15 protein-coding genes and 2 pseudogenes are annotated in these 13,979 nt (G+C 59.6%); 7 read left to right on the forward strand and 10 right to left on the reverse strand.

Features of this window, described 5'->3' with window-relative positions:
• Positions 1-15 precede the first annotated feature (15 nt).
• From U1739_RS18625 to U1739_RS18635, 3 genes are all read right to left on the reverse strand, one after another.
• Entirely contained in the window at positions 16-861 is an 846-nt protein-coding gene (locus tag U1739_RS18625; protein WP_332710101.1) for an arginase family protein, read from the reverse strand.
• Positions 862-1,031: 170 nt separating this feature from the next.
• Positions 1,032-1,454 carry a VOC family protein gene (locus U1739_RS18630; RefSeq protein WP_332710102.1) on the reverse strand — a complete coding sequence of 141 codons (423 nt, stop codon included), beginning with the start codon at positions 1,452-1,454 and terminating at the stop codon, positions 1,032-1,034.
• Positions 1,455-1,791: 337 nt separating this feature from the next.
• Entirely contained in the window at positions 1,792-3,201 is a 1,410-nt protein-coding gene (locus U1739_RS18635; RefSeq protein WP_332710103.1) for a serine hydrolase domain-containing protein, read from the reverse strand.
• A 627-nt stretch (positions 3,202-3,828) separates the two neighbouring features.
• Here U1739_RS18635 and U1739_RS18640 point away from each other — a divergent pair.
• From U1739_RS18640 to U1739_RS18650, 3 genes are all read left to right on the forward strand, one after another.
• Positions 3,829-4,608 carry a M48 family metalloprotease gene (locus tag U1739_RS18640; protein ID WP_332710104.1) on the forward strand — a complete coding sequence of 260 codons (780 nt, stop codon included), beginning with the start codon at positions 3,829-3,831 and terminating at the stop codon, positions 4,606-4,608.
• 220 nt (positions 4,609-4,828) lie between these two features.
• Positions 4,829-5,809 carry a M15 family metallopeptidase gene (locus tag U1739_RS21310; RefSeq protein ID WP_503647080.1) on the forward strand — a complete coding sequence of 327 codons (981 nt, stop codon included), beginning with the start codon at positions 4,829-4,831 and terminating at the stop codon, positions 5,807-5,809.
• A gap of 11 nt (positions 5,810-5,820) precedes the next feature.
• Complete coding sequence (locus tag U1739_RS18650) at positions 5,821-6,312, forward strand: hypothetical protein (protein WP_332710106.1); 492 nt, start codon at positions 5,821-5,823, stop codon at positions 6,310-6,312.
• A gap of 1 nt (position 6,313) precedes the next feature.
• Here U1739_RS18650 and U1739_RS18655 read toward each other — a convergent pair.
• A pseudogene (locus U1739_RS18655) lies at positions 6,314-6,499 on the reverse strand (D-glycerate dehydrogenase); the annotation flags it as partial.
• Between the two features lie 1,257 nt (positions 6,500-7,756).
• Positions 7,757-8,257: a BLUF domain-containing protein gene (locus U1739_RS21285; protein ID WP_443025605.1), complete on the reverse strand. Its 501-nt coding sequence runs from the start codon at positions 8,255-8,257 to the stop codon at positions 7,757-7,759.
• A gap of 258 nt (positions 8,258-8,515) precedes the next feature.
• On the opposite strand from U1739_RS21285, the gene U1739_RS18660 reads away from it, so the two are divergent.
• A complete protein-coding gene (locus U1739_RS18660; protein WP_332710107.1) occupies positions 8,516-9,283 on the forward strand; it encodes a Crp/Fnr family transcriptional regulator in 768 nt (255 codons plus the stop codon).
• 52 nt (positions 9,284-9,335) lie between these two features.
• Here the strand turns inward: U1739_RS18660 and U1739_RS18665 are convergent, their stop codons facing one another.
• Positions 9,336-9,623: a DUF6894 family protein gene (locus U1739_RS18665; RefSeq protein ID WP_332710108.1), complete on the reverse strand. Its 288-nt coding sequence runs from the start codon at positions 9,621-9,623 to the stop codon at positions 9,336-9,338.
• A 249-nt stretch (positions 9,624-9,872) separates the two neighbouring features.
• Positions 9,873-10,259, reverse strand: coding sequence for a response regulator (locus U1739_RS18670; protein ID WP_332710109.1), 387 nt, complete (start codon positions 10,257-10,259; stop codon positions 9,873-9,875).
• Positions 10,260-10,409: 150 nt separating this feature from the next.
• Between U1739_RS18670 and U1739_RS18675 the strand changes: the two genes are divergently transcribed.
• On the forward strand, positions 10,410-10,715 hold the full coding sequence (locus tag U1739_RS18675; RefSeq protein WP_332710110.1) for a hypothetical protein: 306 nt from the start codon (positions 10,410-10,412) through the stop codon (positions 10,713-10,715).
• Positions 10,609-11,523, forward strand: a complete 915-nt coding sequence (locus tag U1739_RS18680) for a sensor histidine kinase (protein ID WP_332710111.1) — start codon at positions 10,609-10,611, stop codon at positions 11,521-11,523. Before U1739_RS18675 ends, U1739_RS18680 begins: the two co-directional genes overlap by 107 nt.
• Positions 11,524-11,738: 215 nt before the next feature.
• Here U1739_RS18680 and U1739_RS18685 read toward each other — a convergent pair whose 3' ends face one another.
• Entirely contained in the window at positions 11,739-12,101 is a 363-nt protein-coding gene (locus tag U1739_RS18685) for a darcynin family protein (protein ID WP_332710112.1), read from the reverse strand.
• A 148-nt stretch (positions 12,102-12,249) separates the two neighbouring features.
• On the opposite strand from U1739_RS18685, the gene U1739_RS18690 reads away from it, so the two are divergent.
• Positions 12,250-12,828 (forward strand): TetR/AcrR family transcriptional regulator, encoded by a 579-nt coding sequence (locus tag U1739_RS18690; RefSeq protein WP_332710113.1) that lies wholly within the window; start codon positions 12,250-12,252, stop codon positions 12,826-12,828.
• Positions 12,829-13,018: 190 nt separating this feature from the next.
• Here U1739_RS18690 and U1739_RS18695 read toward each other — a convergent pair whose 3' ends face one another.
• Both U1739_RS18695 and U1739_RS18700 read right to left on the reverse strand, forming a co-directional pair.
• Positions 13,019-13,264, reverse strand: a complete 246-nt coding sequence (locus tag U1739_RS18695) for a hypothetical protein (RefSeq protein ID WP_332710114.1) — start codon at positions 13,262-13,264, stop codon at positions 13,019-13,021.
• Positions 13,264-13,440 (reverse strand): annotated as a pseudogene (locus tag U1739_RS18700) (transposase domain-containing protein); the annotation flags it as partial. The pseudogene U1739_RS18700 and the gene U1739_RS18695, both read right to left, overlap by 1 nt.
• Positions 13,441-13,979: the final 539 nt, after the last annotated feature.

Below are 13,979 nucleotides of genomic sequence, written 5' to 3' on the forward strand. Positions count from 1 at the left end.
TTGCGCGCCGCTGCATTAAACGGATCGCGCTATAATCTGTGCGGCTTTGATGCCTGCTGCCGCAATGGCGCCACTGCCAGGAAGGTCAGGATCGAACGACGCAATGGTCATGGCGGCGGGAAACTTGCTATTCGCAATGCGTGTCATGCATGCGCTCAGCTGGTCGACACTGAGACCTCCCGGTGCCGCGTACACATTGGCCTGCCCGACAGAGGTATCCAAGCAATCGAGGTCAAGATGGATCAGGACTTTAGACGGGATGGTCTTGAGGCACGAGTTTAGCTCGCCAGCGAAGTCAATGCCGCTTGATCCGCCATAGACCGCCCGAATGCCGTGTGCCTCCACCTTCTCACGCTGACCGGGCTCGAAATCGCGAATGCCGCAGTATACCAAATGACAAAGATTGACGGGGTGGTGTCCTGGGATTGATTGCGCAAGCTTCTTCCAGCATTGCCCGGCAAGCGTCGCCACCCCCATACCGTCGAAGTAGCCGCCGGTTACTTCGTCAGGCGTGTTGAAATCTGGGTGAGCATCAAACCAAACGACGCCCGTTTCCGGATCGCCGAGACCGGCATGGACGCCCACACTCGTGTTACAGTTGCCAGCGAGAATGATCGGGAACCGGTTGTTGGTCTTAGCGCCCGACACCGCTGCTGCCACCCGTCGCTTCAACTCAAAGGTACGGCCAATCTCGCCCTCGAAAGCGTCTGCCGGCTCGATTTCAATCACGGTCACTTGCCGCCTAGTGCAACGCACTGCCTCGACCAGCCCTTCCTTAAGCAGCCGATGTGGTCCCTTGCCCACCCGATCGCCGCGAGCGCCCGCGTGAAAGGGTACGACAATGACATCAATGGGAAGCATCGTCTCTCCAACTCTTAAACGGCATCGCTGCGAACGCCTAAGCCAACCCCAAGTCGTGCTTCAAGGCTCTCTACTAGGAAATGGCTATCAGTCCCAGAACAGCGAGGGTTAGTGGATACGTGGATACCAGTCCGCTTTCCGGCATATCAGTGGGAAAGCGGACCAGGAAATCATACAGCGAACGTTACGTGGCCACTCTCGCTGATCATCCAAGCCGGGTTCCACGCGATTTCCCAACTATGCTCGTCTGGGTCTGCGACGTAGCCGCGGAAGCCGCCGTGGACGGGGGCATCGCCCGCGCGGAGCAACCTACCACCCGCAGAGACGAGTTTGTCGAGCAGTGGTTGCACCTGTTCCTGGGAGACGACGTTATGGGCCAACGCGAATGCACCAGGTCTCCTCAGCCCGTCGCGTCCCATGTCGCTTTCGAGCGCAGATATGAGCCAGGTGCCGAGGACGAAGCCATTCATCTGATAGAAGATGATCTCGTCATTTTCGAAGACAGGGCTCCACCCGAACCCGTTTGAATAGAAGCTGCGCGACCGAACCAGATCGCTCACGCCGAGCGTAATCACCGAAATCTGTTGCTGCATCTAAAGGCCCCCATCGGTGCCGCACCATTGCAGACACCGTTCAAGGTCTCGGGACTCGACGCGAGAGCGAAGGTCAGGGCCTACTTCGCAGTAGGGACCGGGCTAACCGCACCGATCTACCCTTTTTTGACCGTCTGTTTTTAGCATCAACTGCGTAGCCGAACAACGTCCAGTATTGGGGCGATTTCCGCCAGTCTGCTTTTCACCCCGTTTTCTGCTGTTCGTCTTCGGGAGGGGCGATCACCACCGCGCATCGGGAACGGCGAAAATTGGGTGGTAGCTAACGCTCAGCGGGCCTGAAACGCACCGTGATAACTGGCAGTTTCTATCGGCGGGGTCAGCGATTGTCCGGATCTGCCGTAATGGCGAGATCCGTCATCCGGCCCGCTGTGTCGCTGATCACAATCAAGCGCCGACCGTTTTCCTCAGACCCAATCCTGTAGATCGATATCCAGTGCGCATCTTCCCGATTTCGGGAAATTAGTGTGGGCACGGTCCGGTCCCAGCCCTCCGGAACCAGCGCTGTCAGGTCGGCGACCGCTTCCGGCGTCGGGGTGTACGCTCCCGCGCTGATGCTTCCGGCCATGATTCCCTGCAGTGCGGTCCAGAATTGCTTCGACCATTCCGGCCGATCATCCTGCGCGGAGGCGGAACGGGGAGGCATCAGCGAGGGCTCCACCAGACCGGCCACCACATGCCCGATCAATTGCGGCTCACTATGGCCTGCATCGAGGTTGGTCAGAACGGCAACGCTTACCCCTGCGCCAAGATAGCGGGCGAAGTATGACGTGAAGCCCTGCCAAGCCCCGTCGTGCTCCACGACGGTCTCCGACCCCGCGCGCCTTACAAACCAGCCGAAACCATAACCCTCCGTGGGAACGGTCCCGGCAACGGCGAACGGCGTCCACATCTGCTGCAGGGTCGACGGCTTCAGAACCGATGCCTCGCACAACGCGCGGTCCCACAGTTCCATATCGCGTACAGTAAGATAGAGCGTTCCGTCGGCGGTCGCATTGAACGTCGGGGACACCCATTCCTGATTGTAGAGCTTCCCGCCGCGACGCTCGTACCCTGCCGCCCTGTTGGGTACGATCTCCCGATCGGAGATAGGCCGCGACGCCGTCATTCCCAGCTTCCCGAAAATCTCGCGCTTCAGCATGTCGCCGTAAAATGCGCCCGTCACGCGCCGGATCAGCGCACCGAGTAGGAGATAGTTGGCGTTTCGATAGGCCCAGCGTGATCCTGGGCGGAATTCCAGGGGCATGCCCGCGACGCGCCTGACGAGCTCATCCTCGGTAAAATCGCGCCGTATGTCGAAAGGCCCGCCGGCCCTGGTCATGTCCGGGCTGTCATAATCGGTGAGGCCGGATGTGTGCGAGAGCAGATTGGCCACCTTGATGGCCTGCCATTCCTCGGGAAGTCCGTTAAGATGCGCACGGACGCTGTCGTTCAGCCGCAGTCTTCCGCGCTCGACCAGCATCATGACCAAGGCCGCAGTGAACGTCTTGCCGACCGAGCCGGACTGCATGACCGTGTCAGGCGTGTTTGGCACGCCATGCTCCACGTTGGCAAAGCCATATCCCTTCAGCAGCACGGCTCGACCATGACGATAGACGCCCAGCGTCAACCCGGGGATCTGCTGCCGGGACATCTCCGCTTCGACATAGCGATCGATCCGCTGAACTTGCGCCACGGTAAGCTCGACCGGGGGGTCGGCAGCCTGACATAAAGCCGCGGCGGCAAGCATCGTTGATAACATTTTTCTAGCTCGCTTCGGGATCAAGCGGACACGTTTATGACCGCAAAGGGCGATAGCGCTGCCGCAACTCAATTGTCCATGAACGACCGCCCGCCGCCAAAGCCGCTTTCCTACAAAGGAACCCATAGCGTTACAGTCACGCCGGCGATCGCGCGGATGGCCGTCCGAGGCATCCCCTTCCCAAAACTCGTTCCCATTTGCACTTTCAAGTTGCCGTCTGGAAAAGGGCAAACGGAATGATGAGACTAACGGATGGCGACTTTCGGACTCGCGGATCGCCAGCCTGAGCGTCCGACATCGGCGTCTCCTGCCCGTCGGCTTTTCGCCCCGTTAGCTATCGGCCGCTTTCGGTAGGGTCGATCGGCCCGTGGGATCCTGAACGGGAAAAAGTGGTGCTGGGGCGGACGCCCCCGACGGCATCGATGTGCCAAAGTGGAGGTGTTGAACACCACTTGAAGGGATCAGGACCCGACAGTGCTCCGGGGAAAGAATGCGAGAATTTAAAGATAACTGCTTTCTAAGCACAATCTGTCATCAATATGTTATTCGAAAGATGCAAATCCCGCATTTGCAGGAAGCAGCAGACAGAAATCAAAAACGAATTAGGGGATATTTATGCGAAAAAATGGAAAACCTCTAAGTGCCGGCTCGCTGATGCTTACCAGTGCCGCGATGGCCGGATTGGCAGCGTTCGCTTTGGGGACTTCTGCCCATTCGCAGAGCTTGGGCGATTTGATGGGATCGGCTAAGAAGGTGGCGCAGGCTGCAAGTGTTACAGATGAGCAGGTCGTCGCCTATTTCTCGCAAATGTCTGACGAAATGGACCGGCAGAACCCCGTCGCGCCACCCAAGAGCAGCTATGCTGTCCGTCTGGCCAAATTGACCAAGGGACTGGGCAGCTATGACGGGCTTAAGCTAGACATCAAGGCCTATCAGGTTAACGATGTGAATGCATTCGCGATGGGTGACGGCACCGTACGAGTATATTCTGGATTGATGGACAAGTTTACCGATGATGAAGTGCGCTGCGTGATCGGCCACGAGATCGGGCATGTGAAACTTCAACATGGGCAGAAGCGCTTGAAGCGCGCGCTGCAACAAGACGCCGCGCTGAGCGTAGCGGGCACAGCCAGCTCCGGCGTACGCAGCATCGCAAGTTCTGAGCTTGGTGGATTAATCCAGAACGTGCTCACCGCCCAGCATTCACAGGCCGCCGAAACAGCATCCGACGATTACGCGCTGGCCTTCATGACCGCGAAGGCATATCCGCAACAAGCATGCCCGGCCGCAATGGACAAGTTGGCGGCTCTCGGTGGCGGCGGCGGCATTGGACTGCTGAAAACTCATCCCGATCCAGCTAAGCGGGCAAAGCGGATGCGCGCGAAGATCAGTTAACTGTTTATTCGAGCAAGCAAGAATGTCGCTTTATTAGAGCTGAATAGAACGATCGAGCTGCTTCGTGCTTGGTGTAATACGTAGAGTACGGCTATTGCACAGTTGATGGAGCGTATCAGTATTGGAGATTGAACGGCGCAACGCGCTTGACGGGAACGAGGGCGCGGGTCGATGATAAGGGAAGTCTCGGATCGCTTTCGTCAAAGCAGGAGAGCTGAGGATGCCGCATATTCAAAGGTCGGTTGGGTTGGCTGGGCACAACCGGCGTCAGGATGTCGCCGTAGTTCAACAGCTTCTGGACAGTGCGGGCGTTTCACCAGGCCCCGTAGACGGTCGCTGCGGCCGCCTAACGATGCACGCTATAGAGGTGTTTCAGGTGGCGTTCCTCCCCGCGCCGGACGGCCGGGTCGACGTGAACGGGCCGACATGGCGGCATCTCACATCGGCTACCAAGTCGCCCGTTCGCCTGGTGACGCCGGCCTCCGCCCGAACTTTGCACCGTCACCTGCCCGCACCGGCGCAAAAGCTAATGCCGTCGTCGCGACCGGCGCCCATCCATGCTGCGCCTGCGCGTCATGCGTCTCCTGCCGCTGTGCGCCAGACCGCCGCCGCACGACAACCAACCGCCGCACCGCCCCCCACCGCAGCGCCGTCCGCACCTGGCGTAAAGGAGTTTTGGCGTACGCCCACCAAGCTGCCATCACCCGGTACCGTCAATCGCGGATTGTCATCTCCGCGCTCGGCCGAACAGATCGCGCGCTTCGGAAAACCAAGCGAGAAGCTGTACCGGGATGGCGGACCTATCACCAATAAGAAGCTTCTAGCGTTGATGGTAACCGAGTCGGTCGGGCGTTTCCGCGTCTCGGGATTGCGACCGGCCGTTGTCAGCCTGCGTGCCGTCTTGGCAGCCGTCGCCCGTGAACAGCCCGAGCTGTACGGAGTGGTCGGAACTGCAGGAATGCTAAACAATCGGCTGCAACGGCGCAGCAATACCAAGTTGTCAAATCACGCGTTCGGGACCGCGATCGACCTCACCATCGGAGGCGTCCTGACGCAGCAGGGCCGGGGTACGACTCGTGGCCTCGATACGTTGGCGCCTTTCTTTAACCGGGCGGGCTGGGTCTGGGGTGCCACCTTTTCTCCTAACGACGCCATGCATTTTGAGTGCGGCACCGCCCTGCTGGACAGCTTCGGCTTATGAAGGATCAGGTAATGACGATGCGCTTTGCTCGTGCTGGGGGATGGGCAGCCGCCGCGATCGGGCTGATTGCTGCATCTGCGTCGGCCGCTCCGCGGATCGCCGGGACGCCCAGTTGCCGGGTGCAGGTGCCGGCTGATTTCGGCTCCGGCAATGCGGTGTGGCTGGGTGCGTGCGCGCGGGGTCGGGCGCAGGCGTTAGGCGTGCTGCGCGTTGGTGCGCGGGCACCCTATCAGTTCTTCCTGGGCCGTGTGGAAGCGGGCCGCCCGGTTACCGGCGTGCTGGTGCTCAACCGATCGCAGTTGATGGATGCGGTGCGGTTCGACTCCGCCCTCCGCGCGGTGCACACGGACGGGCTGAAGCCGGGCGAGATAGAGGGCGTGTTCCGCATCGCATCTGCGGGCGCGCAGGCCGCCGCCCAGCGTTTCCGGGCGAGCGGAAACCGCAGTTCGGCTGCATTTTATGCCAAGATGGCGCACGATTACCGGGAGCCGCCATTCGAGTGAGCTAAGCTGAGCCGTCAAGCAACTGGTCGGGCGGGCGATGGCCACCGGCCCACATGCGAATGTTCTGGATGACGCGCTCGCCCGAGGCGACGCGGCCATCGTAGGTGGCAAAGCCCATGTGCGGCGTCATGACGACATTGGGCAGCACGAGCAGGCGCGGGTTGATGCGGGGTTAGTGCTCCCAAACGCTGCGGCAATGGCCAGAACACACGGGCATCGAGCTGGAGGTGCTTCGCTTCCGCTTCAACAGTGGTCTGCGGGGTAAGGACCTAATCCGAGCCGAGCACGGCAACATTGGTAAGCCTAGGCCACAGAACCGCGAGGGCGCTTACCTGATCTAATTGATCCTTGATGGAACGATGGATCAAGGTCGCCCGCACCTATATCCGACGACGCTGCTTCATCGCACCACTCCTTCTCATCATGAGAATGATGCGTTGCTACCACCCGTTGAACCCACCGTGGACAGCGGACGTTTGAGGGGCATGCGCGATGGCGGTTAGCCGCCCCTGACTGCCCTAATCATCCGCTCGTCAAGGTCGCTGAGCTCTTGAAATAGTTTATCGCAGGCGCCCTTGCTGGCATCGCATCTCAGGTTTCTGCGCTGACTGGTTTCCCCCGCTCTCGTCCCGGTAGAACTCGCGACATGATACCGAAGGGTAGGCGGGCTCTGAAGGTTTGGTGAAAACCCACTGCATATTGCTGTCTTTGGTTTGCAATACCTCGAACCGGGGTGATTGGACCGGTTGCTGACTAAAACGGCGGTTCTGCCGAACGAGCCTCATCAAGTCATTCGCATCGCGTCTCGTGACGCCGCACATTGTTGACGGCCCAGTCGCATCCGCATGCGCCTGTTGCGGTGTGACGTGCGTCATAGCTTGTGCGGGTGCCCACGAGACCAACGCTAACGCTGCTATCGCTTTGAACACAACAGTCTCCCTCTTGCTCGTCTGGCCCGAAACCGAAATGTCCGGAAGGTGGGCGTTTCCTGCTCAGCTGCTATTCTGCCCGATTGCCGCCAGTCGGCTTTCAGGCGCTCCGAGCTCTTTGGCTCATCGTGGACGGCGATAGATGGTGGAAAGCTGATGGGCCGCTATCGGGCGCCGTAAGATATAAGCGGACCCTTGTTCAAGGTAGGCGGATGGCTTCACTGACCGGGTACGCTCGGCCGATAGCGAGGGGACCTAATGGGCCGCCAGCGGAGCAGTCGCTGGCAGGGTTCGGCGGTTACACAAGATATAGTTAGCTTATGCCTGCCCGGCTTGCGGAGGCAGCGGCGCATGGCCTCGGGCCCGATGCTCGTATTCCAAGGCCATTTCTGTGTGAACCCGTCTCACGGCTTCATCCATTGGCGTCTCGGCCATCGCACGTTCCGCGTCAGCGCGGCGTGCAAAATATGCTCTATCTTGATCGTCGAACACAGCGGCTCTCCCAGCGGTGAAATTCAAACTTGGAAAGGTCGAGAGGCTGCAGTGGCCAAACGACCTGACCGGCGGCGGCCGTATCGGGGCGGCAGGCTGTTAAGCTCCCTACTATTGCCCCGCGGGAGGTTTGGAGCATCGGCAGTGAGCAAGCCGAAGAAGTGCTTACGAATAGCGGGGGACGCCTTTAGCAAGGCCCGTGTCATTTGCCCGAGATATGCGTCGGGCGCGTCGCTTGCTCGACGGTGCATTATCGCCCGTCTCCCGAACTCAGCGCGTCCGATAAGATTATCTTCCAGAACGGTGAGTGAGTGATGCCGTCGATCAACTGCAATCCGTGCAAAGGTCAGCGCGACGCTTGCTCGCGGTCCTTCTAACACGTGCAGAAACCGGCGCTCATCTGACCAGAGTATGCCGGTAATTCCGTCGGCGGCGTTGTTTCGCCGTGATTGCCGTAGGATGCCTACTAGATCAGCCGCGTCGCCAGGCTTCGCACTGATACTCACATATAACACTTGCCGCATGCTATTTCGCCCTTGTGCCGAGCTGGCTCTAAATGGTCGCTTGCTTCGTGTCCTTGGGCCGGATCAATCGCAAAAAGCGAACATTTGTCAGGCAGCGCCGGCGCTGCATCGCGCCGCCCCTTGAGATTATTGATAATTATCATTAAACCTGCCGACCGCTGCGTGACGTGCTACGAACGTCAATCGCGAGCAACCTTCTGCAGGCGCTGGCGGCCGAGAGACACGATATGCTCCCGCTTGCAATACGGGATATTTATCGTGGCGGATTACGTGATCACCGGCTTGCACCCTTTTATTGACCGCCTTAGCTCCCACTCAATTCTGTCCGATCTGGAAAAGCAGGCATTGAGCAACCTCTCTGCCCGGCCGCTTCAGGTGAAGGCCCAGCGCGACATCGTGCGGCTTGACACCCAGACAAACGACGCATGTTTCATCGTAGACGGTATTGCCGGTCGGTTCGGTCAAAATCTAAACGGCGAGCGCCAAATTACGGCTTTTCATATACCTGGCGACATGGCGGACTTACATTCTGTCGTTTTGCCGAATGCGACGTCCGCTCTCCAAGCCCTCACCGACACCTCGGTTTTGCTCGTTCCTCACACAGAGCTTCGGTCGGTTGCGGCGCGCTTCCCTGGTGTAGCCGAAGCCTTCTGGCGGGAATGCATGATTGGGGCCGCCATGCTTTCTCAGTGGGTCGTGAACGTTGGTCGGCGCGACGCTAGTACGCGATTGGCGCACTTGTTCTGCGAGATGGCCGTTCGCTACGGCGCGACGCTAGACCAGGCAGGCTCATATCGTTTCCCGGTCACCCAAGACCACCTTGGGGACGCGACTGGGCTGACGGGCGTTCATGTGAACAGGACGATGAAGTTGTTGCGCAACGCCGGGCTCGTTCGGATGCAGCTAAAAGAAGTAGAGATAATGGATTGGAACGGGCTGCGATTAGCAGGTCAATTTGATGCGAGCTACCTCGGTATGCGCATGCGGGAGACCCAACCATTACGTTTGCTCGATCTCGCCTTATGACATGAGGGAAAACTAGCGGTCTTGGCTCGATGGGTGCCACCCGGCCCCATGTTTAGCGCGTCGCACCGCCAACATCGTGTCGGTCTTCCTTAGTCCAATCGCATTCCGATACTGTCGGGGCGTCGACGCCTATGACGATTACTGTAAATAGGATCTGCTGGTCAGAATCCGTCACTTCGACCCGAACTTCTTCGCCGCTCCAGACCACGTCCGGCTGGTCGCGGATGAGTCCGGCAATATAGCGCGCGGCTTCGATGCGAGCATCGCCCAATGAGGCCATTTCCGTACCCTCGTCATCAGGGTCGTAGACAGCACCGGCGAGGTTGAAAAAACACTGCATCGCAACTCCTTATGCGTCGGAAGATGCGCGCTACGGCGAGTTTACGCAATGTTTTGTACGGACGGGCCGCTCACAGCTCGGCTAGCTTATCGAACGAGCGCCGTCGGCTGAGCGCAAGCGGGGCACCGATGGTGAACAGCCCAAGGAATTGCACCCCGATGGAGGTTGATGCCTTCGATTGCGCTTGCGTCATTTGAGGCCTTGCCCTGATCGTCTCGCAAAGGATCGTTGATTGAACTAACTGCCGCTCTATATGCTTGAATTAGCGCCCGCACTTTGTGTCAGAGCATCGGCAAGCGCCGACATCACAGCATGACCCGGCGCGGGCTTGTGGCATATCGGACGCGTGCCGTGTGAAGTTGGAATCGTATTGGCCGACCCGGTCACGAATACAAATGGGATGCCGCGCCGCGCTAGTTCGTCAGCGATTGGGAACGACGTCTCGTCGCCGAGTTGCACGTCGAGGCTGGCGACATCGGGTAGCGGATCGAGCATGTCCAGTGCTTCGGCCACGCTCGATGCGGGGCCTATCACCTCCGCCCCGGCGCCTTGCAGCGTTGCCGCGAGGTCGATCCCAAGCAGGTAATCATCCTCGACCACCAGCACGCGACGGCCAGCTAATAGCGACGTTTTCAAAAGCTACTCCAACCGGCGCACTCGTAAATGGTCTCATGACCCACGAGGATAAACAGCCAGGGTATCAAGAGTTTCCGTTGCATTCCGGAAAAGCTGCTAGGCATTGTCCTCACCACACAATCGGGGAGCAGCATGACGGGTCGTAAAGAGATGATTGAGCGCCAGCGCGTGCTCGCCGATTTCGGGGAACTGGCAATCCGGAGCGAGGATCTGGACGAGGTGCTGAACGAGGCGTGCCGGCTGATCGGCCGCGCGCTTGGCACCGATCTCTCCAAGGTCATCGAGGTCGAGGAAGGCGACACGCTGTTCGTGCGCGCGGGATGCGGCTGGCAACCGGGCGTTGTCGGGCATGTCCGACTGCCGATGTCGGAACGCTCGTCTGAAACCTACGCGATCAAGCTCGGCGAGCCTGTCATCACCGCCGATATTCGCCGAGGAGCGGTTCATCTTTCCTGAGTTCCTGAAGGAGGCAGGCGTCGTCGGCGTTATTAACGTTCCGATCCTGCTGCCCGGCGGCACGCCTTACGGACTGTTGCAGGTGGACAGCCGCGAGGCCTGGCATCCCGACGAAGAGGACATTCAGTTCCTGCGCACGTACGCGATGATCCTGGGTCCGGTGATTGACCGGCTGTTCAAGGTCCACGACCTGCAGGAGGCACTCGACGCGAACCGGACATTGCTTCGCGAGTTGCAACACCGGATCAAAAACAACATCGCGGCGATCACCAGTCTTGTCCGGTTGCGGGTCGATGCGGCCGACACGGAAGACGCGCGCCGGGAGTTACGGGTCATAGGCGAGCGGATCGAGACCCTTCGGCTCGTTCACGAGCAGGTCCACGCCGGGAGCGGTGTCGATCATCTGGAGCTTTGCCAGTATGTTACTGCGCTCCTAACGGGCTTGCTCGATCTTCACCGTGAAATCACGGTGAAGCTGGACGCCGAGATCGAAGAGATGGACATCAGCAGCGACCGTGCGATCCCGCTTGGGCTCATTCTCAACGAGTTCACGACCAACAGCCTCAAATACGCATTCGATGAAGCCGGTGGTACAATCACAGTGCGAGCCATGCGCGTCGGCGACACGCGCATAAGCATCACCATCGCCGATGATGGGCGAGGTTTGCCACCTGAGCCCTTGCGGACGCGGCCGGCCTCGGGGACGGGCATGGGGCTGATCGCAGGCCTTGCCCGGCAACTTCGCGCCGAGGTGCACTGGGAAGCCGAGACCGGCACCGGGCTACGCCTTGAGTTCAAGAACGAATAGGCTCGATCGGTCAGGGCGAGACGTTTCTGGACAGCCGCCTACTGCCTAGCTTTCCCGCAAACGAACGGCGATCGAGCAAGCCGGCGCGTTCTCGGCGATGCTGTTTTGGGAACGGCCGCTAGAGGGGCATGAAGAACGCTGGCCTTCCGCTCCACCCGCAAAGCGTGTGGAGCGGAGCAGTGCCACCGAGCGGGCATACGCCGCCCGTTGATATTTCAAGACTGGAGAGCTTCGACCTCGTAGTTCTTGGCCCACGCGTTCAGCTCACCTGGAAAAATGTCGTGAACGAGAAAGAAGCGGTCCCAGAACGGCGTCTCACGCAGCTTCTCGCAGAAGAGTTGATAGCTTTGATGGTCCTTTGATTCGATCATCCAGATATCGCTGATCTTCGCCGTGTAGAACTCAACATCGTACCACTTAAGCCGGACCCGCTCCTTGAACTCATCAAGGATGGGCTGGAAGGTGTCTCGGGCATGATCCAGTCGCGTCTCGAATGTGAAGCCTAGCCATTCCGGCGAGGTCTTAACCATAAAGAAGGTCGTGAGCGCGGTCTCGAACTGGGTGGGTTGGGCGTCCATGATTCATCCTTGCGTCGTTGATTGACGTCATTAGGATGCGAGCATACGCTCACTTTAGCTACTCGCATTGGCCACCATGACTGCACAGCCTCAAGACCAACGCACGCGCCCACGGAAACAGCCAAGGCAGGCGCGTGCGCAGCACACCGTGACTGCAATCATCGAAGCGTCTGCTCGCATTTTGGAGGAGCAGGGGCACGGTGGCTTCACCACAAATGCGGTGGCTGAATTAGCCGGCACCAGCATTGGGACGCTGTACCAGTACTTCCCTGACAAGGATGCGCTGCTCGGTGCGTTGATTGCTCGTGAAACATCCCGTCTTGTCGAGGAGGTTGAGACCGCGAGCATCGTAGTTGCCGGGCGGGGCGCTCTAAATGCCGTGATTGAAGCCGCTGTTCGACACCAAATGCGTCGCCCTCGTCTGGCACGACTGCTCGATTTCGAGGAAGCCCGCCTTCCTCTCGATGTCGACACTCAGTTTGTAAGGGCCAGGATCGTCACCCTTCTGGCAGGCATTCTTGCCCGGCCGGACCTTCCCCACCAATCTGACACGGAATCCGCTACGTGCGATGTTCTAGCGATTATCCGGGGAATGATCGATGCCGCAGGCGAACGCGGCGAGGAACAACAGGCACAACTCATAGTGCGGGTTCGCCGCGCCGTGCTTGGATATCTGTCGATGCCCGACAGCGCTGAGGCCTGTCTCTCAACCGCTGGACGCAGATAAACATGCGCCGATACAGCTTTCCCAATTAGGAACGTCTGGCGGGAACCTCGCCGCCCCGATCGCGCTGACGGACGCTTGCGGGTTTCGCTTTCTCAAAATCTGTTCCCAATTGCTCTTTCCCGAAACGGCCAATCGGAGTACGCATCCGATAGCGGCCGCGTGTCGGGGCATTGGGCAGCGGGCTGTTGTGTCAGTCTTTGTCTAGGAAGGCCTCGAAGCCTTCTTCTGCCAGGGCGCTTCGGAAGGCCGCATCCGCGTCGCGGTCGGTTTTAAACTGGTCCTCCCAGACGATCGATGTGTTGTGATCGTTGACCACTTCGAGGGACCAGCCCCGCTCGGAAGCCAGGCGGACGATGTTGACCTCCAGTCGCCTGCCGCCTTGCTCGATGGACCGGTTGAGCGGGGACTCGATCAGTTCAGGGTGGGGCTCAGTCATCAGGCGGCCTTTTTGATGAGTGGCGCGCTGCGTAGGCGTATCCATTCCCACGGCAGCAGCTCGTGAAGGCGGGACTGCGGCAGATCGGCGATGCAGGCAAGCACGTCAGTCAGCCATGCGAGCGGATCGACGCCGTTGATCCTTGCGGTGCCGATCAGGCTACTGACGGCCTGTGCGTGGCTCTCCTCGCCGAACCCCGGATAATCGAGTTCGAGTCGTTTCCGAGCTGCTGGATAACTGCCGTCGTTCAGAAGCAACGCGTTCCCTGCGTTGTAGCCGCCGTGGTATGAGGCCAGCGCACGCATATGCCATCGCTCCAGAGATGCCACGTCGGCTTTTGCGCCAAGTTCGCTTAGTGCGATCGAAACGCCGGTGGCCCCGCCCAGTCATTGAACCTTACGAGCTCAAAGACGGCATCAGGTGTTGGAAGGCGAGCGCTCGTTGCAACGCTAAGTCGCGCTGGTCCTCGGTTATCCGGTCAGCCTTGCTACGACCTGGCAACTTCGTCACACGAAAGCAACGCCAGGGCGACTGCCGACCGTCCGCTCCACTCCTAATTGCTGGGTAATACCTCTAGCTGATCACCCTTCCACAGATCGTGTTCCGGCATGCCGAGGTAGCGCGGCGGCAGCAGGCCAGCTCTCACACGCCGGTGACGCGCGAGCGGTGGGCGACGGCAAGATTTGAACCAGCAGATTCGCGAAGGTCTTCCGGG

This window comes from Parasphingomonas puruogangriensis (genome assembly GCF_036663635.1).
Taxonomy (GTDB): Bacteria; Pseudomonadota; Alphaproteobacteria; order Sphingomonadales; family Sphingomonadaceae; genus Sphingomonas.